Source organism: Opitutus terrae PB90-1 (genome assembly GCF_000019965.1).
GTDB lineage: Bacteria > Verrucomicrobiota > Verrucomicrobiia > Opitutales > Opitutaceae > Opitutus > Opitutus terrae.
In genome coordinates this window covers 5,807,942-5,828,375 of sequence record NC_010571.1, presented here as the reverse complement: position 1 = coordinate 5,828,375, position 20,434 = coordinate 5,807,942, and the positions used below count along the sequence as shown (strand labels likewise).

Below are 20,434 nucleotides of genomic sequence, written 5' to 3'. Positions count from 1 at the left end.
CGAAGCCCTGCCCTCACGCGTCGGGCCACGCCAATCATGGTGGCCCGCTCCGTGAGGAGCAGGAAATGCGAAGACAGGTCCGAGTTGAAGCCCATCGCGCGACCTGGTCCGGACCGCACGCTTGCCGGTCAGGTGCGCGATCACAGTTGAGCGCGGGCGGACTGCTCGTAGCGTCCCAGCATGACCCCCCTCTCGTCTTTTCAGCGGATCCGTCAATTGACCGCGCTGACCACACTGGCCGTCGCGGCGACGGCGTTCGCCACCCCGGCCGACACGGCCTTCGAGAAACTCGCGGGCGAATGCATCGAAGATCTCCTGCAAGCGCGACCGGAAACGGCGACGCAGCTCGGCGATCACCGCTTTGACGACCGGCTGACCGACTACAGTCCGGCCGCGCTCGCCGCGCGCGAAACCTCGCTGCGAAAGCAACTCGCCGCGCTCGAACAGATCGATGCCGCCGCGCTCACGGGGCCGAACCGGACTGATGCGGAGATCCTGCGGCTCGAGCTGGAATCAATGCTGTTCACGCTGACGGAGGAGCAGCCGCATCTCTGGAATCCGCTCTCTTATAACGACAGTTTGGCGACGAGCATTTACCTGCTCACCGCGCGCGAGTTTGCGCCGGCGGAGCAGCGGTTGAAGAGCGCCGCGAAACGGCTCGAAGCGATGCCGCGCGTGATCGCGCAGATCAAAGCCACGTTGAAAAATCCCCCGCGCGTGCACACCGAGACGGCGATCCAGCAGACGGCCGGTGCCATCGAACTCGTCCGTCTCGGACTCGATCCGCTGTTCGAGCAGGCACCCGCGATGCGCGCCGAGTTGGCGCCGGCGCAGGAACAGGCGATCGCGGCGCTGAACGACTACAAGGCGTGGCTGGAGACGGAAGTCCTGCCGAACGCGAACGGCGATTTCCGGCTCGGCGCGGAACGGTTTCAGAAGAAGCTGCGGTTCGCGCTCGGCTCCGATATGGCGCCGGACGAGGTTGTCCGTCGTGCGGAGCGCGAACTTGAGACGACCACGGATGCGCTCTACGCCACCGCTCTGCCGCTGTTCAAAAAGGATCACGCCACCGCATCGGCCGCCGAGTTGGCGGACCGGCCGCGGGTGATTCGCGCCGTGCTGGACCGGCTAGCCGAGAAGCATGCGAACGACGAGACCGTCGTGGCTCGCGCCAAGGAGATCACCGATGCGGCGACGGCGTTCGTGCGCGAAAAGAACCTCGTGACCGTGCCCGACGCGCCGCTGAAGGTGATCGTGCTGCCGGAATTCCAGCGGGGCGTGGCGATCGCGTATTGCGACTCGCCGGGCGCGCTCGAGCCGAACGGCGAAACGTATTTCTCGGTGTCACCCACGCCCGCGGACTGGACGGACGCGCGGCGGCGGTCGTTTTTCCGCGAGTATAACGATTACATGCTGCACGACCTCGCGGTGCACGAAGCGATGCCCGGCCACTACCTGCAGCTCGCGCATTCGAACGCGTTTCGCGCGCCGACGCTGGTGCGCGCGGTGTTTGCGAGCGGCACGTTCATCGAAGGCTGGGCGGTTTACGCGGAACGCGTCATGGCCGACGCCGGTTTCGGCGGACCAGAGGTGAAGATGCAGCAGCTGAAGATGCGGCTGCGCGCGATCATCAACGCGATTCTGGACAACAAAGTTCATACCGCCGGCATGACCGAAAAGGAGGCGCTGGCGTTGATGATGCAGCGCGGTTTTCAGGAGGAAGGGGAGGCGGTCGGCAAATGGCGGCGCGCCTCTCAGAGTTCCACGCAGCTCTCGACGTATTTCGTCGGCGCGGTCGAGCACGACGACCTGCGCGCGGCGGCCGAGCGGAAGGAAGGCGCCGCATTCGATCTGAAGCGCTATCACGATCGCGTGCTCTCGCTGGGCAGTCCCGGCGTGAAATACGTCCGGCGCGAGTTGGGCTGGTGAGGCGCGACGGAAATCCGCATGAGGTGGAGCCCGCCGTCCGCGGCGGGCAGAGTGGCGCGCGCGCCGATACGCAAACTGCGGCTGCGGTGCGGCGCCGTGAGCTGCGCACGCGCGCCGGAAATTTCTCCTTGCCACCCGTCGATCGCATGCTACCTTGTCAAAAAAAGGTAGCTTGAACTGAACGCCGCTGTGAGCCTGAACGACAAATTTCTCCCCATCCGCAAGGGACTCCTCGAGTTCCTCCTGCTGAAGATCATCGCGGCGGAGAAGGTCTACGTCGCCGACATTCTGCGGCAGTTGAGCGAGACCGAGTTCGCGACGCAGGAGGGCACGCTCTATCCGCTGCTCAGCAAGATGCGCCGCGAGGGGCTGCTCGACTACGAATGGAAGGAATCGGAGGCCGGCCCGCCGCGGAAATATTACGAGCTCACCGCCAAGGGCCGGGAACAGCTACGCGAGCTTACTGAGTACTGGCAGAAAATCAGCGGCACCGTGAAGAGCCTCGGCCCGCGTTAATCCGTCACCCCATGAACAAGGTCATCACGATCAATCTCAACGGCACCGCGTTCCAGCTGGAGGAAGCCGGCTACGACACGCTGCGCGCTTATCTCGACGCGGCGGCGGGCAAACTCGCCGGCAATCCGGACCGCGAAGAGATTCTTTCCGACATCGAGCAGGCGTTTGCCGAAAAATTCCGGCTGCGGCTCTCGGCGCACAAGAACGTCGTGACCACGGAACAGGTGCACGCCGCGATCGCGGAAATGGGTCCCGTCGATTTTGCCGATGAGGCCGCGGAGACGACCGCGGGCGGCACCGGTGCGGACGCCACCGGCTCGGCCGCGGCGAGTGAAGAGAGTGCGGCTGCGGCTGATGCGGGCGCACCGCGGCGGCTTTACCGGCTTTATCCGGAAGGCGCCATGATCAGCGGCGTGTGCAATGGCATCGGCGCCTATTTCAACATCGATCCGACGTTCATCCGGCTGGCGTTCATCGTGGCCGCAGTGATCACGTTCGGCGGGGCCGCACTCGTGTATGCGGCGCTGGTCGTCGTCGTGCCCACGGCGAAATCCGACGCCGAGCGCAGCGCGGCGCGCGGGGTGAGTTTCACGGCCCAGGAGTTCGTCCGCCGCGCGAAGGCGGGGTACTACGAAGGCATGAAGTCGTTTCCGGACGAGGGGGCGCGTCGCGAGTGGAAGCGGAAATTCAAGCGCGATATGCGCGCGTGGGGACACTCGGTGCAGGCGGAAATGCAGCAAGGCGCGCAGCACTGGCGTCATCAATGGCAGCGCGCCTGGGCGGAACGCGCGGCGTATGAGCCGGGCTGGGGCATCGCGCTGCCGTTCTTTTCGCTCTTTCACGCGGCACTCGCGCTCGTGTGTGTGCTCGCCGTGGTCTCGCTGCTGACTGGCCGGGGAATCTTCGGCGTCGATCTGCCCGCGAGCGTCCCAACGTGGCTGGGAATCATCCTGGTTCTCTTCGCCTACGGGATGGTTACGTTGCCGCTGAAGGCGGTGCGTCACATGTTCTACCATCAAAGCCGCTACGGCGCGCCGGCCGGACCGCGCGTGTTTGCGTCGTTTTGGGACAGCGTCGTGTGGCTGGCTTTCGTCGGCGTGCTGGTGTGGCTCGCGTACCGGCACATCCCCGTCGTGAACGACGCCTTTCAGGCGTTGCCGGAGGTGTTCGGCGACATGATTCGCGCGATCAAGGACTGGTGGCACAGTCATTGAGACGGCCGCGTGGTGGAGCCCGCCGTTTTTGGCGGGCGTCGTGGAGCGGACGGCCGAGGTAATGCTCTGAATCACGTTTCCTGAGAACCCGCCGGGACGGCGGGTTCCACCTGAGGAACCGCGGAGCCGCGTCCGCTATTTGACGCGCGTCGCTTCTCGGCACGCAGCAGCCGCCGCAGTCGCCAGCGCTGGCCCGAGTTCACAATGTAGCCGGGGCAAGACGGCTCGCCGCAGCGACACGGATGCAGCCGCCATTCGGATAAGGGAAATCCATAGTCGAACGTCAGCTCTTCGCCGGCGGGAATGTCGCAGCGCGCGACGATCCAGATGTGGCCGCGGATGTTTTCCGCGCGGCAGTTCGGCGCACAGGAATGATTGATCAACTTGGCCGGACTGTCGGTGTCGCGGGCGTCGAGGTCGTAGCGTTGATTCAGCTCGAAAATCGTGACGCAGCCGTCGTTGCCGACACTCGCGCGGGCGAGTCGCTGCACTTCGCGGCGTCGTGCTTCCGCCTTCGTGATGCGTTCGCCCGTGTATTCGATGACCCTCGTGCCGGCAGGAATCGCGACCCGCGCGTAAACGCCGCGGCCGTGGATGACCGAGCCGGCCACGCGAATCCACGGCGAGTGAGGCGAGGTGGTTGGTTGAGGCGGGCGGGCGGAGGAGGACTTGGGTCGGGTGTGTTTCAGGCCACACCGCGTAGTGAAGACCGGCCGGATCGCAAACGGCAGAATTCGCTTCAATTCGCGTGATTTGCGGCCGGACCCGGATTTCATTGGCCGTGATGCCTCTCGAAGTTTTGGGCCAACGATGTTTGAGCGAGCGCGAGCCGGAGCTCGGGCTGGGCATCGTCGCGAGCGTGGACCGCGCGGCGCGGCGGCTCGGCATCGATTTCCCCGCCACGGGCGAAAAACGGTTGTACGCGCTCGGTACCTCGGTGCTGAAACGCGTGCAGTTTCGGGCGGGCGACAGCGTGACCAGTCGCGAGGGCACCACGTTTACGGTCGAGACCGTCGAGGAGGAGGACGGTCTGCTGGTCTATTTCGGCGCGGGCCGGCGGCTGCGGGAGGATGGCATTTCGGATGTGACGAGCGTCAGCTCGCCGGCGGAACGATTGATGGCCGGCCAGGTGGATCCGGGCGAGGTGTTCGAGTTGCGTTCGCAGGTGCTGGAGGCGCAGGCGCAGTTTCGACAGTCGGAGGTGCGCGGATTTCTCGGCGGGCGAATCGAGCTGATTCCACATCAGTTCTATATCCTGCACGAAGTCGCCGCGCGGCAGATTCCGCGCGTGCTGCTCGCCGACGAGGTCGGTCTGGGCAAAACGATCGAGGCGTGCCTGATCGTGCAGCGCTTGCTGGCGGTGGGCCAGGCGCGGCGGGTGTTGATCCTCGTGCCGGAATCGCTGACGCACCAGTGGTTCGTTGAACTCCTGCGGCGGTTCAACCTCTGGTTCAGCATCTACGACGAGGAGCGCTGCACGGCGCAGGAGCAGAGCACTCCAGGCGAGAACCCATTTCTCAGCTCGCAGCTTGCGCTCGCTGGCGTGCGTTTTCTCGCGGCGGATGAGCGCCGACGCGAGCAGGCGATCGCGGCTGGCTGGGACGTGGTCGTGGTCGACGAAGCGCACCATCTGGCGTGGGCGCCGGACGCGGCGAGCCCGGAGTATGCGATCGTCGAAGCTCTCGCGCGTCGAGCGCCCGGGCTGCTGCTGCTGACCGCCACGCCGACGCAGCTCGGACTGGCCGGACACTTCGCGCGGCTGCGGCTGCTCGATCCGGATCGCTACAACGATTTCGATCGTTTCGTCGCCGAGGCGGAAGGCTACGCGACGGTGGCTGGCGTGGCGGAGAAGATCCTGGCGCAGAAACCGCTCACGCCGCGGGATCACGCGGCGTTGAAGGCGATTTTCCAAAAAGACCCGGTGCGATTGGAGCAGCATCTCGCGGCGCTGGCGGAGGCCCAGCCCGGCGCACGCGAGGCGTTGTTGAAGACACTGCTCGACCAGCATGGCACGGGGCGCGTGATGTTCCGCAACACGCGCGCCGCGATGAGCGGTTTTCCCAAGCGCAAATTCTGTCCGGTGCCTCTAGGCGTTGACCTCGGCGCGGCGGCAGCGGGCGAGCCTGCGTCAGCGGCACCCACTGACGAAAGCGACGAGGACCTGCTGCTGGAGCTCGGCGAGGAACCGGGCGCGATCGTTTCCGGCGCCGCGCTGCTCGCGCGGGCGGCGCGGGAACTGCAGGCGGAAGAAAGCGGCACCGAAGGAGAGATTCGTTACGCGTTTCGCGGCGACCCGCGGATCAAGTGGCTGGTCGATTTCCTCAGACGGCATCGCACGACGAAGGTCCTGCTGATTTGTCGCTCGCCGCGGAAGGTGGCGGCGATCGAAGCGGCCGTGCAGGAACGCGCCGCGATTAAATCGGCGCTGTTTCACGAAGGACTTTCGCTCGTGCAGCGCGATCGCAACGCGGCGTGGTTTGCCGAACCGGACGGCGCGCAACTGCTCCTGTGCTCGGAAATCGGCAGCGAAGGCCGCAATTTCCAGTTTGCGCACCATCTCGTGCTCTTCGATTTGCCGCTGAATCCGGGCTTGCTCGAGCAGCGGATCGGCCGGCTGGATCGGATCGGCCAGACCGAGACGATCCGTATCCACGTGCCGTATCTGACCGGGAGCGCGACGGAGTGCGTCATCGAGTGGTATCAGCGCGGACTGAACGCGTTCGAGGCGCCGCTGCATGGGGGCGACGCGTATCGGCAGGAGTTTCGCGCGCGGTTGCTGGCGCTCGCGGCGAAGTATCGTGGCGGCGAAATAGATCGCGCCGAACTCGACCGGCTCGTGGCCGATACGAGCGCGTTCCGCGAAGTACTCGCGCGCAAGCTCAAACAAGGTCGTGACCGGCTGCTCGAGCTGGCATCGTTTAACCGCGCGACAGCGGAGAGCGTGATCGAGCGCGTCCGGGCCGCCGATGCGGATCCGCGCGTGCGGCAGGTGCTGCTGGCGGTACTCGAGCATTTCGGCGTGGAGGTGAAGGAGCACGAAGCGGGCGACCTCGCCCTCGATCCGAGCCGCGCGTATCTCGAGAGTTTTCCGTCCGTTCCGGCCGAAGGCATGCTCGCGACGTTCAGCCGAAGTCGGGCGACCGCGCGCGAGGACCTGCGTTTCCTTTCGGCCGATCATCCGCTGATGCAGGACGCGCTCGATCTGCTGATCGACTCGCCGGCGGGAACGGCGGCATTCGGCACGATCGTTTCGGACCAGCCGAACCTGCTGCTCGAGGCGGTGTTCGTGCTCGAGACGGTGGCGGACTCGCGCTGGCGCGTGGATCAGTTTCTCGCACCGACGCCGGTGCGCGTGCTGATCGACCTGCGCGGCACCGACCTGACGGCGGAGCGCGATGCGCGTGCGGTGGCGCGGGAGTTCGAGGACGCCGACATCCATCGGTTTCTCGAGCGGCCGGGATTCGACGCGCCGTTGTTGCAGCGCATGCTGGCAGCGGCCAATGGGGTCGCGGCGGCGCGCACGGGCGAGCTCAAGTCCGAGGCACTCGCGCGTGCCACCGCAGCGTTGGATGCGGAGGCGCAACGGCTGGAGGATCTGCGCCGGCTCAACGACCAGGTCCGCCCGGAGGAGATCGAGCTCACGCGGCAGCAACTCCAGCACACGCGGACGGCGATCGAGCAGGCGCGACTGCGGCTCGACTCGATCCGGTTGATCGTCCAGGGCCCGGCGTGAGGTGGCACGGGCCTCTTGCCCGTGTGGGGGGCATGGGCTTCTCCCTGCGCTCAACCCGAGATCCTGAGCTTGTCGAACGCACGGCTCAGGCTGGCGGCGCGTAGCACCGTCCACGGACTGGAGGCCGTGCCACGAAACGCGCAACCCTTGCGCCGGCGGCGCGTCTGGCCACGCTGTTGAAACCCCTTATGAAACTGCGACTCCTGTCCCTCTCGTTCCTCGCGCTGCTCGCCGCCCCGGCGATGCGCGCCGAGCAGTTCAGTGCACTGCTCTTTTCCAAAACCGCCGGCTGGCATCACGACTCGATCAACACCGGCGTGATCGCGATCCAGGCACTCGGAAAGCTGCATGATTTTAACGTCTTCTGGACCGAGGACGCGAACCGCGTGTTCAACGACAAGGAGCTCGCGAAATACAAGGTGGTGATCTTCCTCTGCACCACCGGCGACGTGCTCAACGACCAGCAGCAGGCGGCGTTCGAGAAGTTCATCAAGAACGGCGGCGGGTTCGTCGGCATCCACAGCGCGTCGGACACGGAATACGAGTGGCCGTGGTATACGAAGATGGTTGGACGGATGTTTCACATCCATCCGGTGGTGCAGACCGCGACGATGAAGGTGGAGGACTACAACTTCCCCGGCATGGATCGGTTTGCGAAGCGGTTTCTGTTCACGGAAGAGTGGTATGAGTTCGGCCCGCCGCAGTCGCAGGCGCTGAAGTATCTGCTCTCGGTCGACGAGAAGACCTACAAGCCCGCGGCCAACTGGGGCACGAAGCAGGGCAAGGGCATGGGCGACTTCCATCCGACCTCCTGGTATCAGAACTACGACGGTGGCCGGGCGTTCTACACGGCGATGGGCCATCTGCCGGCGACCTACCTCGACGCGAATTTCATCCACCACATCTACGGCGGCATTTATTGGGCGGCGACGGGCAACGAATTTCACGCCGAGTAGCACGCGGCCCATTTTTGCTGGAAGTCGAGCCCGCCATCCCGGCGGGCTCTTTCGTTTACGGCGCAGTCCGAAACATTGTAGCCGAGGTCGCTGACCTCGGTGGTCTTTTCTTTATGCATTCGGCCGGCCGGGCTCAGCGAGCCCGGCTACATCCTGAACCGGGCGACCCTCGCCGGGCCACTCGGTCGACCAAAGCCCCGTGCGATCAGACAGCCACCGCCGGCTCCCCGCGGCGCTCGCGTAGCTCGCGCTCGACCCGGTCGACCTCGCGCTGGTTGAGCGGATAGATGACGAGCGCGAGCGCCTTCAGCCCCGCGAACGCTCCGGCCCCGAGCGAGAACGCGAGCAGGATGCCTTCGAGCGCGCGCGGAGTCTGCGTGATGTTCGGCACGAACCCGTAAAAGTCCAAAAACCACGGCAGCACGAACCCGCCCACCATGATTCCGGTTTTCAGCGCGAAGAGTGACGCCGAATAGATGAGCCCGGTCGAGCGACGGGAGAATTTCCATTCACCGTAATCCGCCACGTCGGCATACATCGCCCACACCAGCGCGGAAGTCGGACCCATGCAGAAGGTGCCGAGTGCGTTCACCGTGAGCAGCAGCGCGAAGTTGTCCGTCGGCAGAAAATAGAACGCCGCGTAGGCGATCGCGGTGCCGGTGGTCAGCCAGATCGCGAGCGGCTTCTTGTCGATCCGCCGGGCGAACACGCCGAGACAAAGCGTGCCGAGCATCATGCTCGCCATGCCCGACGCGAGGAACAGTGTGCTCGCGTCGAAGCGGCCGAGCCACACCGGCGCACCGGTGTCGCCGACGCAGTATTTGAAATAGAAGAGCGTGCTGCCGGAGCGGAGCGCGATGAAGGTGGTCGAGAAAATCGTCGCCAGCAGCAGCGCCAGCCACGGGCCGTTGCGCACCAGCTCGCGCAGTTCGCCCAGCACGTTCGTTTTCTGCTGCGGCGGCGGCGTCACGCGCTCCTTCGTCGTCGCGAACGTGATCCAGAACATCGCGATCGAGAGCGCGCCGAAGATCGCCATCGTGTACTGGAAGCCGAGGGTCTCGTTGTCGCCGCCGAGTTCCTTCACCAGCGGCCGGACGAACATCGAGATCAACAATCCGCCGCCGAATGCGCCCACAAAACGGAAGCTCGAGGCCACGGTGCGCGTGCGCGACGACGGGCTGATCACTCCGAGCAGCGAGGAGTAGGGCACGTTGATGACCGTGTAGGCCATCAGCATGAGCGTGTAGGTGACGTAGGCGTAGACGATTTTGCCCTGGGCGCTCAGATCGGGTCCGGCGAACATCAGGTAACCGCAAACGCCGTAGGGCACCGCGCCCCAAAGCAGGTAAGGCCGGAACTTGCCCCAGCGGCTCCGGGTGCGATCGGCGACGATCCCCATGATAGGATCGTTCACGGCGTCCCAGAGTCGGACCAGCGGGAACATCAGCAATAGCGCCGCGGCCGGGATCCCCCACACGTCAACATAGTAATACGTCAGAAAGATGTTGAACGTCTGGAAGAACAGGTTCGAGGCGGTGTCGCCCAGCGCGTAGCCGAGGTATTCGCGGAGCGGGAGCCGGTCCGGGGTGGGGGCGGGCTGCATGTGGGGTCAGGTAAGGAGGATTGCGCGGGTGCGACAAGAGCGATCGCCCGCCGGCCGGGGATATGACGGACGCGAGCGAGATTCGATTCACGGGCTGCGCGCGCCGCACGGACGCGCGAGCAACGGTCGCGGACGCCGGAGCAGGTTTGAGCGGTGCACGGCGACGCAGTCCGGACGCGCAGTCATGGACCCCAGCGGCGATTCCCGCTAGGCTCAACGGACAGCTTCAACACCGCGGATCAACCTGCGGCTCAATCCACCACCACACCACACACGAAGCGCCGGCCATCAATCCGGCGCGAGACATCCGATCCCATCCATGTTACCGAACCGAATGACACACCGGCTGGCCGCGACGGCTGCCGCCCTCCTGCTGGCGCTCACCGCCCAGCTCCACGCCAATGAAGCGCTCCACTGGAACCGCGTCGCCTGCGGCGCGACCGAGGTGGCGCTGCCGCTCGATCCGATGGCGGAATCACGCGTGCTCGCGATCGTGCACACCGCGATGCACGACGCGGCGAACGCGACGCATCCCCGCTATCACACTTATGGCGCTGAACAGCCGCAGGCGCGCGGCGGCTCGGCGGAAGCCGCGGTCGCGACCGCCGCGCATGTCACGCTGAGCGCGTTGCTGCCCAAGCAGCGCGCACTCTTTGATCACGAACTTACGTCCTCGCTGCAGCAGGTGTCCGACGGCGAGGCCAAGCAGCGCGGCATCGCGGCGGGCCAAACCGCGGCGGCCTGGCTGCTGCAGGCGCGGCAGCAGGACGGCGCGCAGGAGGTCGGCGAATACGCGCCGCGCAATGAACCCGGCGACTACCGGCCGACGCCGCCGGATTTCACGCCGGCAGTCGCGGCCGGCTGGGGCCGGGTGAAGCCGTTCGTGCTGACGGCATCCGCGCAGTTCCGACCGGCCCCGCCTCCGGCGGTGGGCAGCCCGCGGGCCCTGGCCGATCTCGAGGAAGTGCGGCTGATCGGCGGCGAGAAGAGTGACCGCCGTACGCATGAGCAGAGTGAGATCGCCTGTTTTTGGTATGAGAACTCGACGTGCGGCTGGAACCGGATCGCGGCGAATGTCGGCGCGCAGCAGAAGCTCGATCTCTGGGACCAGGCGCGGCTGTTGGCGCTCGTGAACCTCGCGATGGCGGACGGATTTATCGGCGGGTTCGAAGCCAAGTATCATTACCATTACTGGCGGCCCGCGACCGCGATCCGCGAAGCCGGCCACGCCGAGTGGCTCAGTCAGCTGTTCACGCCGCCGGTGCCGGATTATCCCTCCACGCATACGGTGCTCGGCGGAGCGGTGGCGGCGACGATGGCGCGATTCTTCGGCACGGATTTTGTGAGCTTCGCGACGACGAGTGGCGGCCCGTATCCCGGCATCACGCGCCGGTTCTGGTCCTTCTCACAGGCGGCGCGGGAGAACGGCGCGTCGCGTGTGCTGGCGGGAATCCATTTCGCCAGTGCGGTGGAGGCCGGCTACCGGCAGGGCGCGGAGATCGGCACGTGGGTGTTCGAGCGCGCATTGCAGCCGCTGAACCGTCCTGCTCTCACCGCGAGCACGCCGCACTCCGCGGCGGCCACGGCAGCCACGAACTGATCGGAGCCCGCCGGAATCTGTAACACCGGTTACAGATTTCCGGCATCGGGCGGGACCCGAGGGCGACTCGGGCACGCCGGGTCAGGCCGAGGCGGCCAGCGGCAGAGAATGGTTTGACGCTGGAGCGTCGCTGCGAACGGCGGTGGACGCTTCGCCACCGCGCAGGCGCCAGGCACCCGGCGAAGTTCCGGCAAGTTTCTTGAAGGCCCGACTGAACGCCGCCTCGGAATCGTAGCCGACCTCGAGCGCCACGCTCGAGACTTTGGCGCCGCGGGCGAGCAGACCCGCGGCGACCTGCATCCGCCAGTGCGCGAGGTATTGCATCGGCGGTTGACCGACCAGTTCCGCGAACCGCTCCGCAAAAGCTGAACGCGAGCGCCCAGCCGCGAGTGCGAGTTCCTCCAGCGACCAGTTGCGGGCGGGTTCGCGGTGCATCACGGCCAGTGCCCGGCCCACGAATTCGTCGCGGAGTCCCGCGAGCCAACCGGTGTGCTGCGGCGACATCGCCTCCACGTGCCGGCGGACGACTTCAATGAACATCAGTTCGCTGAGTCGCGACAGCACCGATTCGCCGCCGGGCCGTTTTTCGCGCGATTCGGCGAGTGCCACGGAAATGAACTGGCTGAGCCAGCCATGGGTCGCACCGGCGCGGTCGCGCACGTGCAGGATCCTGGGCAGCGTTGCGATCAGCGGGTTGAACGGCCGTACGTCGCAGCCGAGATAGCCGCACACCAGGTGGGTCCGTTCCATTCCCTGTGTCCCAATGTGAACCGGCAGCGGTAGCTGGCTGCGGCGGGCGCGCGCGAACGTATCGAGCGGCACTGGATGGGCCGGTCCAGCTTCGCTGTAGAGCGTGTGCGCGTCGCCCTGCGGAAACACGACGATGTCACCAGCCTCGAGCGCGACGGGCGCGAGTCCAGCGGTCGCGACCCAGCAACGGCCTTCGGTCACGACGTGAAAGGCGATCACGTGCTGCACGGAGGGCAACGCCTGCGGCGCGATCACACTGCCGGCAGGGGAGGCTTCCGACCACGGCGCATGCGCCTCGACATCGAAAAACACCGCGCCAGTCAGCCGCACCGCATGCAATACATCGGAGAGCGTGTCTGAGCTCATCGTGGACGAGGGAAAGAGTGTGCCGGCGGGGCGTCCGGGTCGTCCAACGTAGCCGCGCGCGCTCCCGGCGCCAGTTTTTCATCCGGCGTTCTGCGGCATAAACGGCGGCGGCACCGCCGCGTGACTCAGTGGTCCGGCGCGGAGCCGATCTCCTGTTCGGTCTCCTCGCGCTCACGGCGGGCGACGAGCTCGCGCACGCGCCCGGTCAACGCGGTCACGTCTTCTTCGCTCAGCGTCTCGTGCTGCTTTTGCACGCCTTGCGGTGCTTCGCCGCCGCTCAACGCGATGACCCGTCGCACCACCGCACGCCAGTTGCTGCTTTGCATTGCCCGGCCGAACGTCCGCATCGCGAGCCAGTCGGCGACATTGGCGGATTGCGCGACGAGCTCGATCGCGAACCGCACGCCGCGTGGTGTCGCGTCGGTGGAGAACGTCAGCACCCCGGCCAGCGGATGGCCTTCGATCGTCACGAACGTCGCGCGCGTCTCGGTGCGCTCGTCGAGCCGCACCTGAAAGTGGCCGCGACCCGGAATCGCGCCGGTCATCGTGACGCCGAGCTCCGCGCGCGTCGGAGCGCCCGGCTCGGCCGCAAACTCGAGCGGCATGACCTCGGTGATCCGTTCGAGCACGAGCGACAGCAGCTCGGCCGGCGACAACGTGGTCGGTTCGATTTCGGCGAAATAGACCGAGCGCTCGACCGCGCCGACGCCCTCGCCTGGAGGACGCTCCGGCAGCTGATCGGCGAGTTGTTCCAGTCCATCCTGAAGCGGCGTGGGCGCGACGGTGAACGCGGAGATCAGCGCATTGCTCTGCGGATTGCCGAGCACGCTGCCTTCGAGGAGCATCTGAAGCTTGGCGCTATTGATCGGTGCCGACAGCCCGAGCTGCCGCAAAAGTTTTTCCCCGAACCCGCCGGCGGATTCGGCTGAACTCGCGCCGACCTGCGCGAGCCACGTGGGCACCGGCAGCCGGGGCGGATTGCGATCGGTGATGCGAGCGAGTCGATCCAGCACGTCGACGGTGGAGGTGATATCTGGGCCGGCCACTTCGAGGATCTGCCCGGCGAGTTCACGGCGGGTGACTGCTTCCGCCAGGACGGCGCCAAAATCCTCGAACCAGAGCGGCTGAAACGGCTGGGTGCCGTCGTCGACGATCGGCACCGCCGGCAGATGACGAATGAATTTCAGCAGCAGCGAAATCGTTTCATCGCCCGGCCCGTAGACGGCGCCGGGCCGGAGAATGAGCCAGGGTCCGTGGTAACGCTGCACGATCTGTTCAGCGCGCAGCTTGGAACGATGGTATTCGGACTCGCCGCGATCTGCGCCCAATGACGAAACGTGAAGGAAGTAGGGGCGGCCTGCGGCTTCGCCAGCGGCGCAGAGCGCGCGCGTGCCGCCAACGTTGATTTTTTCGAACGTGATTTCCGGCGGCCGTTCTTCGACGATGCCGGCGATGTGGACAATCGCCTCACATCCCTGCACCGCTTGTGGCAGGCTGCCGGGTTCGCCGAGATCGGCGGTAAATGATTCCACGCCTGCCGGAAAACGAGACACGTCGCGGTCCGCGTGACGCGACAGCAGGCGGATTTCGTGGCCGGCCTTCAGCATGGCGGGGATCGCGCCGGTGCCGATCACTCCGGTCCCTCCCGTGAGCAGGATTTTCATCGCACAGCGTAGCGGCGGGGTTGCGATGTCAACGCGCGGCCCCCTTCACGCCAATTCGGGCGCGAGCGAATTTTTCCGACGGTGGAAGATGAAGCTCGCTCGAGGCCAATGCGTGCCGGATCCTTGCGCCGTCCCCCGCAGGAAACGCCCGGATGCGCGGCTCCGGGTGGACCGCATCGCCCCCGCCCGTGCGACCCACAGTACTAGAATTCGAGCCTTCACGTTATGAAACTTGTTCCAATGTTTCCCCTGCTGATCGCGTGGTTGCTCACGTCTGCGGCTATGCTGGGCGCGGAAGAGATCCGCGACGTCAGTTGGTTTTTGCAGCGCATGCGTTCGGTCGAGCACCTGGCCGAGCTCGAGAACTCGCACACTGCGTTGGCGAGCACGTGGGACCGGACGGGCGCGAACGGCGACGGTGGCGATTTCAAGGATCTGCGGCCGCCGACTGCGACCGAACCGGGCCGCAACATCCTGCTGGACGTCGACGGCCCGGGCTGCATTCACCGGATCTTTCTCGGCGTGCTCGGACCGCAGCAGCAGGGCACGCGCATTCAGATTTTCCTGGACGGCCTGTCGGCGCCGACGATCGATCTGCCGATCACCGAGTTCTTCGATTACCAGAATGGCCCGCTGCCCTATCCACTGGTGTTCTTCAAAAGCTATCCCGGGACGCTGTTCCCGATTCCCTTTGCGCAACACTGCCTCGTGCAGCTGGTGAACGCCGACTACGGCAAGCCGGACTGGAACGACGCGCGGTGGAGCAATTACTGGCAGATCACCTACACGCGCTATTCCGAAAGCGTGAAGGTGAAGAGCCTGACCTGGCCGCTCAGCGAGGCGGAAAAGCGCGAGGCGCTGGCCACGCGCGAAGCTTGGTTGCTGGCCGAGTCGAGCGCGCCGCTGCCGCCTGCCCAATGGGATGCCGAGCATAGCACCGCGCTTGCGCCGCACGAGACGTTGTCGTTCGACCTGCCGGGCACCGGGGTGATCCGGCAGCTTCGCGTGCAGCTCGAACCGGCCACGCCGCAGGTCTTGGAGGCAGTGCGGCTGCAACTCACCTGGGACGGAGCGGCGGAGCCCAGCGTCGACGTGCCGGTGGGTTATTTTTTCGGACACGTGCACGGCGGGCTCGGGCAGGTGCTGCAATCACCCGCGGCGGTGAATGGACCGAGCGGGCCGCTGCATCCGGACAACTGGGACCTCGTGCCGTATTCGACGACGTTTCACTCGCTGCTTCTCGGCACGACGGACAGGGAGGCGTATGCCTGTTTCCCGATGCCCTTCGCGCACGGCGCGAGAGTGAAGCTGGTCAACACCGGCGACGTCGCGGTGAGCCTCGCGCGGGTGCGGCTGCAACTCGAGCGTCGTGAAAAACTGCCGCCGGACTGGGGGCGGTTTCATGCGACGTGGACGCACAGTCTGGCGGACACGGCGGATACGCCGCGCGTCGGGCCCAAGCAGGTGCCGGTCAAAACCGTGCTCCAGCGCAGCGGCGCCGGAAAGTATGTCGGTGTGATGCTGTCGATCGACTGGCCGAGCTACGCGTGGTGGGGCGAAGGCGATTGGCTGATCTGGTCCGACGAGGCCGGCTGGCCGCCGTCGTATCACGGCACGGGCAGCGAAGAATATTTCAACAGTGGCTGGTGTCGCTTCGACCGGAAGGCGGTGTCGGGGTTCGTGACGCTGCGACCCGGGCATCCGACGGTTTACTCGTTTCACCTGAATGACGCGTTCCAGTTTCGGAAATCGATTCGCGTCGTGGAGGAGCAGATGGGCCACAAACTGATTGGCGAAGGTCACCCGCGCTGGATCAACACGGCCTTTTGGTATGGGCGCGAGCCGCAACCGGCGGGATCGGACTGAGACGCCGAAATCGCGCGATGTAAGCTGTAGGGCTGCCGCTAGCCGGCAGCCGCGAAACAAGACCGAACACCCACGCGTTCCCGGCCGGCGGCGAGCACCGGCCCTACGCGTCGTCGGCTGCCGAGACGAGTTTTCGGAGAGCCTTCCCTGCTGCATGGTGCCTTCGTCGAACCGCGCGGCGCGCAGTTGCAATTCTCTCCGCGGGGGAAACGGTTGCCGCATGGTGGAGACCGGGGGCAAAACGGATTACGATGCAGTCGTCGTCGGCGCGGGGCCGAATGGCCTGACGGCCGCGGTCGTATTGGCGCGCGCGGGTCTGGCGGTGCGTGTGCTCGAAGCGATGCCGGTGCCGGGCGGCGGATGTCGGTCGGCGGAGCTCACGCTCCCCGGTTTTGTTCACGACATCTGCTCGGCGGTGCATCCGATGGGAGTGCTTTCGCCGGTGTTTCGAGAGATCGGGCTCGAGGAGCATGGCCTCCGCTGGGTGCGCTCCGATCTGCCGCTGGTGCATCCCCTGCCGAACGGTGAAGTGGCGGTGCTGCGACGCTCGATCGCCGACACGGCTGCGGGGCTCGGAGTGGACGGCAAAGAGTGGCGGCGGACGATGGCGCCGTTCGCGCGCGAGGAGTTCGTGCACGCACTGCTCAATCCGGTGTGGTGGCCCGCGCCGGGCGCGATGATGTCACTCGCGCGGTTCGGTTGGCTCGGGCTGCGTTCGTGCGAAGGGCTGGCGCGAAGCCGGTTCGACGGGCCGGCGGCACGCGCGCTGTTCGCCGGATGCGCGGCGCACTCGGTGATGTCGCTCGAGCGCGCCGGGACGGCTTCGTTCGGCCTCGTACTGGCGCTGGCCGCGCACGTGGTGGACTGGCCGTGCGCGGAAGGCGGATCGCAGGCGATCACGCGGGCGCTGATCCGCGCGCTCGAAAAATTTGGTGGCGAGGTGCAGACGGAGGCGCGCGTGACCAGCCTGGCCGAACTGCCGCCATCGCGCGCGGTGCTGTTTGACCTGAGTCCGCACCAAGTCGCGGCGATCTGCGGGGGCGCTCTGCCGCGGCGTTACGCGGACCGGCTGCGGCGGTTTCGACACGGGCCGGGCATTTTCAAGGTCGACTGGGCATTGGACGGACCGATTCCGTGGCGCAACGCGGAGTGCGCGCGGGCGATGACGGTGCACGTGTGCGGCGCGTTTGAAGACGTGCTGCGCAGCGAATGGCAGGCCACTCGCGGCCAGCCGCCGGAACAGCCGTTCGTGCTGGTGGCGCAGCAGTCGCTGTTCGACCGGACGCGGGTGCTGGCCGGTGGTGGCCACACCGGCTGGGCCTACTGTCACGTGCCGAACGGATTCAACGGCGACATGACCGAGCGGATCGAAACGGCGATCGAGCGATTCGCGCCGGGATTCCGCGATCGGATCATCGCGCGACACCGCATCGGCCCCGGGCAGCTCGAGGCACACAATCCGACCATGATCGGCGGTGACATGGCGGGAGGGGCGAACGATCTCTCGCAATTTCTATTTCGGCCATTTCCGAAATGGAATCCCTACGCGACGCCCAATCCGCGTTTGTTTCTCTGTTCGAGTTCGACGCCGCCGGGCGGAGGCGTGCATGGCATGTGCGGCTATCACGCGGCGCAAACCGTGCTGAACCGGGTATTCGGCCAAACCGGCGCCTGAGTAAGATTGGTGTTCCGATCGGAATCCAATCTGGCGCGGAGGCAGGGCGCGACGCGCGGAAGCGCCGGTGTGGGAAAAAGACACCAGGGCGAATTAGGCGGGAGCCCGGACCCCGGGCCAACCGGCATTACCCCAGACAGAGCTGGGAGCCTTTTGCCGCGCGTATCCGTTGCATCGACTGCGGGTTGGGCGAGGGTGCGCGCGGGCCCAGCCTCTTACCCAACAACCAAGAAACTCATCATGAAACTTGCTACCTTGGCCCAGATTGGGCTCACCGCCGCGCTGCTGCCGTTCGCGGCGTTTGCCCAGACGACAGATCAGCCGGCGCCGCTGCGCACCGACGCCCCGACCGCGGCCGATTCCTTCGACCGACACAAAGGCGATCGCGAATTCTCGATCGGCGGGAGCGGCGCCACCAACAAGGACTTCGACGACTCGTTCGGGGGCGTTTCGTTTTCCTACGGCTCCTACCTGACGGACACGCTCGCGCTGGTCGTGCGGCAGTCGGTGAACTATTCGAATCCGAGCACCGGCGGCACGCAGTGGAATGGTTCCACCAAGCTGGCCCTCGACCAGCACGTGCTGGCGAACGGGCCCTGGCGGCCGTTCGTGGGCGCGAACTTCGGGCGGATCTACGGTGACTCGGTGCGCGACACGTGGGCCGCGGGTCTCGAAGCCGGCGTGAAATACTACGTGATGCCGCGGACCTTCATCGTCGCCGCCGCCGAATACGGCTGGCTGTTCCAGCATTCGCGCAGCGTCGAAGATCGGTTCGACGACGGGCAGTGGAACTGGTCGCTCGGTGTGGGCTTCAACTTCTAGCCCGGATATTTCATGAAGTTCATGAAATATCCGCCTCCGGGCCGACTCTGTCGGGGCTAGCCGCGACAAGGTCGCCCCGCCGCAGGCGGACGGAAATTTCGGACGGAGCTTCACTCCTGTTCATGAAATTTCCGAGCTAGTCCGCGTTCGCGGCTAGCGTCACTTCCGGCCGCAGCATTGCGGTGCCGATGAATCGAACGAGCACGGGGGCACGGCCTCCGTGCTCTTTTCGTCTCGCGCGCAACGTTCCGGCGGGTGAAACGTCAATCCGCCGACCAGTTGCTCAAGCCGTGTGATCGTGATGCCGGATTCGTCCGTTGACCGGGATGCGGCGGTGCGCTGGCGTCACAGCAACCCCGAAGTTTTCCAATTCCCCTATGAAACCCTTGGACTCGATCGATCGGCGGACTTTTATCAAAAACAGCGCGCTCGCGGGCGCCGGTCTGATGCTGGCGACGAACCGCGCCCCGGCGGCGGTCGAACAGACCGGTCGCAACAACGCCATTCGCGTCGCCTGCATCGGCGTGGGCACGCAAGGGCACCGGCTGCTGCAGGCGGCGCAGAACGTGCCCGGCACCGAGATCTCCGTGATCTGCGATCTCTACGCGGGCAACATCGCGCGGGCGAAGGAGCTGTGCCTGAACAAGGACGTCCGGATCGTGAAGGAGTGGGAGAAGGTCGTGGCGGATCCGTCGATCGACGCGGTGATCATCGCCGTGCCGGATTTCTGGCATGCGCCGATCACGGTCGCGGCGGCAAACGCCAAGAAGGACATCTATGTCGAGAAAGGCTGGTGCAAGACGCTGCCCGAGGCGAAGCAGATGCGCGAGGCGGTGAAGCGGAACAAGGTGGTGATGCAGCTCGGCCACCACATGAACAGCATCCCGCAGATGCACAAGGCGCTCGAGATCTACAAATCCGGCGCGCTGGGCAAGGTCCCGCTCGTCCGCGGTTACATCGACCGCACCAACGAGCACCCGGAGTGGAAATTCTACACCGACTACGGCATTCAAGAGATGCCGAAGGACGCCTCGCCCGAAACGATCGACTGGAAACGGTTCGTCGCGAACTCGCCGCATCCGGACCAGCCATTCGATGCGGAACGTTTCTTCACGTGGCGGCGGTATTGGGATTTTGGTACCGGCATTGCCGGCGATCTGCTGACGCACATTTGGGATGCGATCAACATGGTGCGCGGCATGGGTATCCCGGAGAGCGCGGTGACGCAGGGTGGCAAATATTTCTGGAAGGAAGATCGCGAGGTGCCGGACATGTGGCACGTGCTTTTCGATTATCCGAAGCAGGAGCTGGCGGTGACCTTCAACTGCAGTTTCCACAACAAGCACGTAGGCGAGCTGATCCAATTCCTCGGTCGCGACATGACGATGGAGTGCTCGTCGGAATTCTGCCGCACCTACATCGCGGACTGGAAGCCCGAGGCGGAGCAGCGCGTGATGCAGGGCCGCCGGCTGGCCGCGGAGACGCGGAAGGCGGCCGAGGCCCTCGGCATTCAGGCGCCGCCCACGGCGGTCGCGCCGGACTATGTGTTCCGTCCCGGCGAGCTGAAGGTCACCTCGCACATGCAGAACTTCTTTGACTGCGTGCGCTCGCGGGAACTGCCGCGCTGCCACGTCGATCGCGCCTTCGAGGAAGCGGTCGCGCTCGTGATGTCCGTCGAGTCCTACCGCCGCGAGGCCAAGGTGAAATGGGATCCGGTGAAGGAGGAAATAGTCTAGAGTC

The 20,434-nt window shown here is 65.8% G+C and carries 14 protein-coding genes; 10 read left to right on the top strand and 4 right to left on the bottom strand.

Annotated elements, in window-relative coordinates; genetic code table 11:
* Positions 1 to 180: 180 nt before the first annotated feature.
* The 3 genes from OTER_RS22855 to OTER_RS22845 all read left to right on the top strand — a co-directional run bounded on the left by OTER_RS22855 (position 181) and on the right by OTER_RS22845 (position 3,659).
* Entirely contained in the window at positions 181 to 1,929 is a 1,749-nt protein-coding gene (locus tag OTER_RS22855) for a DUF885 domain-containing protein (protein ID WP_012377316.1), read from the top strand.
* 189 nt (positions 1,930 to 2,118) lie between these two features.
* Positions 2,119 to 2,445, top strand: a complete 327-nt coding sequence (locus OTER_RS22850) for a PadR family transcriptional regulator (RefSeq protein ID WP_012377315.1) — start codon at positions 2,119 to 2,121, stop codon at positions 2,443 to 2,445.
* A gap of 11 nt (positions 2,446 to 2,456) precedes the next feature.
* Positions 2,457 to 3,659, top strand: a complete 1,203-nt coding sequence (locus OTER_RS22845) for a PspC domain-containing protein (RefSeq protein WP_012377314.1) — start codon at positions 2,457 to 2,459, stop codon at positions 3,657 to 3,659.
* Positions 3,660 to 3,730: 71 nt separating this feature from the next.
* On the opposite strand, the gene OTER_RS22840 is transcribed toward OTER_RS22845, so the two are convergent.
* Positions 3,731 to 4,270: an SET domain-containing protein gene (locus OTER_RS22840; RefSeq protein WP_052300471.1), complete on the bottom strand. Its 540-nt coding sequence runs from the start codon at positions 4,268 to 4,270 to the stop codon at positions 3,731 to 3,733.
* A 173-nt stretch (positions 4,271 to 4,443) separates the two neighbouring features.
* Between OTER_RS22840 and rapA the strand changes: the two genes are divergently transcribed.
* Both rapA and OTER_RS22830 read left to right on the top strand, forming a co-directional pair.
* Complete coding sequence (gene rapA, locus OTER_RS22835) at positions 4,444 to 7,392, top strand: RNA polymerase-associated protein RapA (protein WP_012377312.1); 2,949 nt, start codon at positions 4,444 to 4,446, stop codon at positions 7,390 to 7,392.
* A gap of 188 nt (positions 7,393 to 7,580) precedes the next feature.
* Entirely contained in the window at positions 7,581 to 8,348 is a 768-nt protein-coding gene (locus tag OTER_RS22830) for a ThuA domain-containing protein (protein ID WP_012377311.1), read from the top strand.
* 205 nt (positions 8,349 to 8,553) lie between these two features.
* On the opposite strand, the gene OTER_RS22825 is transcribed toward OTER_RS22830, so the two are convergent.
* A complete protein-coding gene (locus OTER_RS22825; RefSeq protein ID WP_012377309.1) occupies positions 8,554 to 9,951 on the bottom strand; it encodes an MFS transporter in 1,398 nt (465 codons plus the stop codon).
* Between the two features lie 319 nt (positions 9,952 to 10,270).
* Between OTER_RS22825 and OTER_RS22820 the strand changes: the two genes are divergently transcribed.
* Positions 10,271 to 11,551 carry a vanadium-dependent haloperoxidase gene (locus tag OTER_RS22820; RefSeq protein WP_083767832.1) on the top strand — a complete coding sequence of 427 codons (1,281 nt, stop codon included), beginning with the start codon at positions 10,271 to 10,273 and terminating at the stop codon, positions 11,549 to 11,551.
* An 81-nt stretch (positions 11,552 to 11,632) separates the two neighbouring features.
* Here OTER_RS22820 and OTER_RS22815 read toward each other — a convergent pair whose 3' ends face one another.
* Both OTER_RS22815 and OTER_RS22810 read right to left on the bottom strand, forming a co-directional pair.
* A complete protein-coding gene (locus tag OTER_RS22815) occupies positions 11,633 to 12,667 on the bottom strand; it encodes an AraC family transcriptional regulator (protein ID WP_012377307.1) in 1,035 nt (344 codons plus the stop codon).
* Between the two features lie 125 nt (positions 12,668 to 12,792).
* The gene (locus OTER_RS22810; RefSeq protein WP_012377306.1) at positions 12,793 to 14,331 is read right to left on the bottom strand and encodes an NAD-dependent epimerase/dehydratase family protein; all 1,539 of its coding nucleotides are present in this window, start codon (positions 14,329 to 14,331) and stop codon (positions 12,793 to 12,795) included.
* Between the two features lie 225 nt (positions 14,332 to 14,556).
* Here OTER_RS22810 and OTER_RS22805 point away from each other — a divergent pair, with 225 nt between their 5' ends.
* The 4 genes from OTER_RS22805 (at position 14,557) to OTER_RS22790 (ending at position 20,430) form a co-directional block, all read left to right on the top strand.
* A complete protein-coding gene (locus tag OTER_RS22805) occupies positions 14,557 to 16,197 on the top strand; it encodes a glycoside hydrolase family 172 protein (RefSeq protein ID WP_083767831.1) in 1,641 nt (546 codons plus the stop codon).
* A 220-nt stretch (positions 16,198 to 16,417) separates the two neighbouring features.
* Positions 16,418 to 17,872 (top strand): phytoene desaturase family protein, encoded by a 1,455-nt coding sequence (locus tag OTER_RS22800; protein WP_044891972.1) that lies wholly within the window; start codon positions 16,418 to 16,420, stop codon positions 17,870 to 17,872.
* Between the two features lie 240 nt (positions 17,873 to 18,112).
* Complete coding sequence (locus OTER_RS22795) at positions 18,113 to 18,694, top strand: outer membrane beta-barrel protein (RefSeq protein ID WP_012377303.1); 582 nt, start codon at positions 18,113 to 18,115, stop codon at positions 18,692 to 18,694.
* A gap of 377 nt (positions 18,695 to 19,071) precedes the next feature.
* Complete coding sequence (locus tag OTER_RS22790; RefSeq protein WP_012377302.1) at positions 19,072 to 20,430, top strand: Gfo/Idh/MocA family protein; 1,359 nt, start codon at positions 19,072 to 19,074, stop codon at positions 20,428 to 20,430.
* The last annotated feature ends 4 nt before the right edge of the window (positions 20,431 to 20,434 follow it).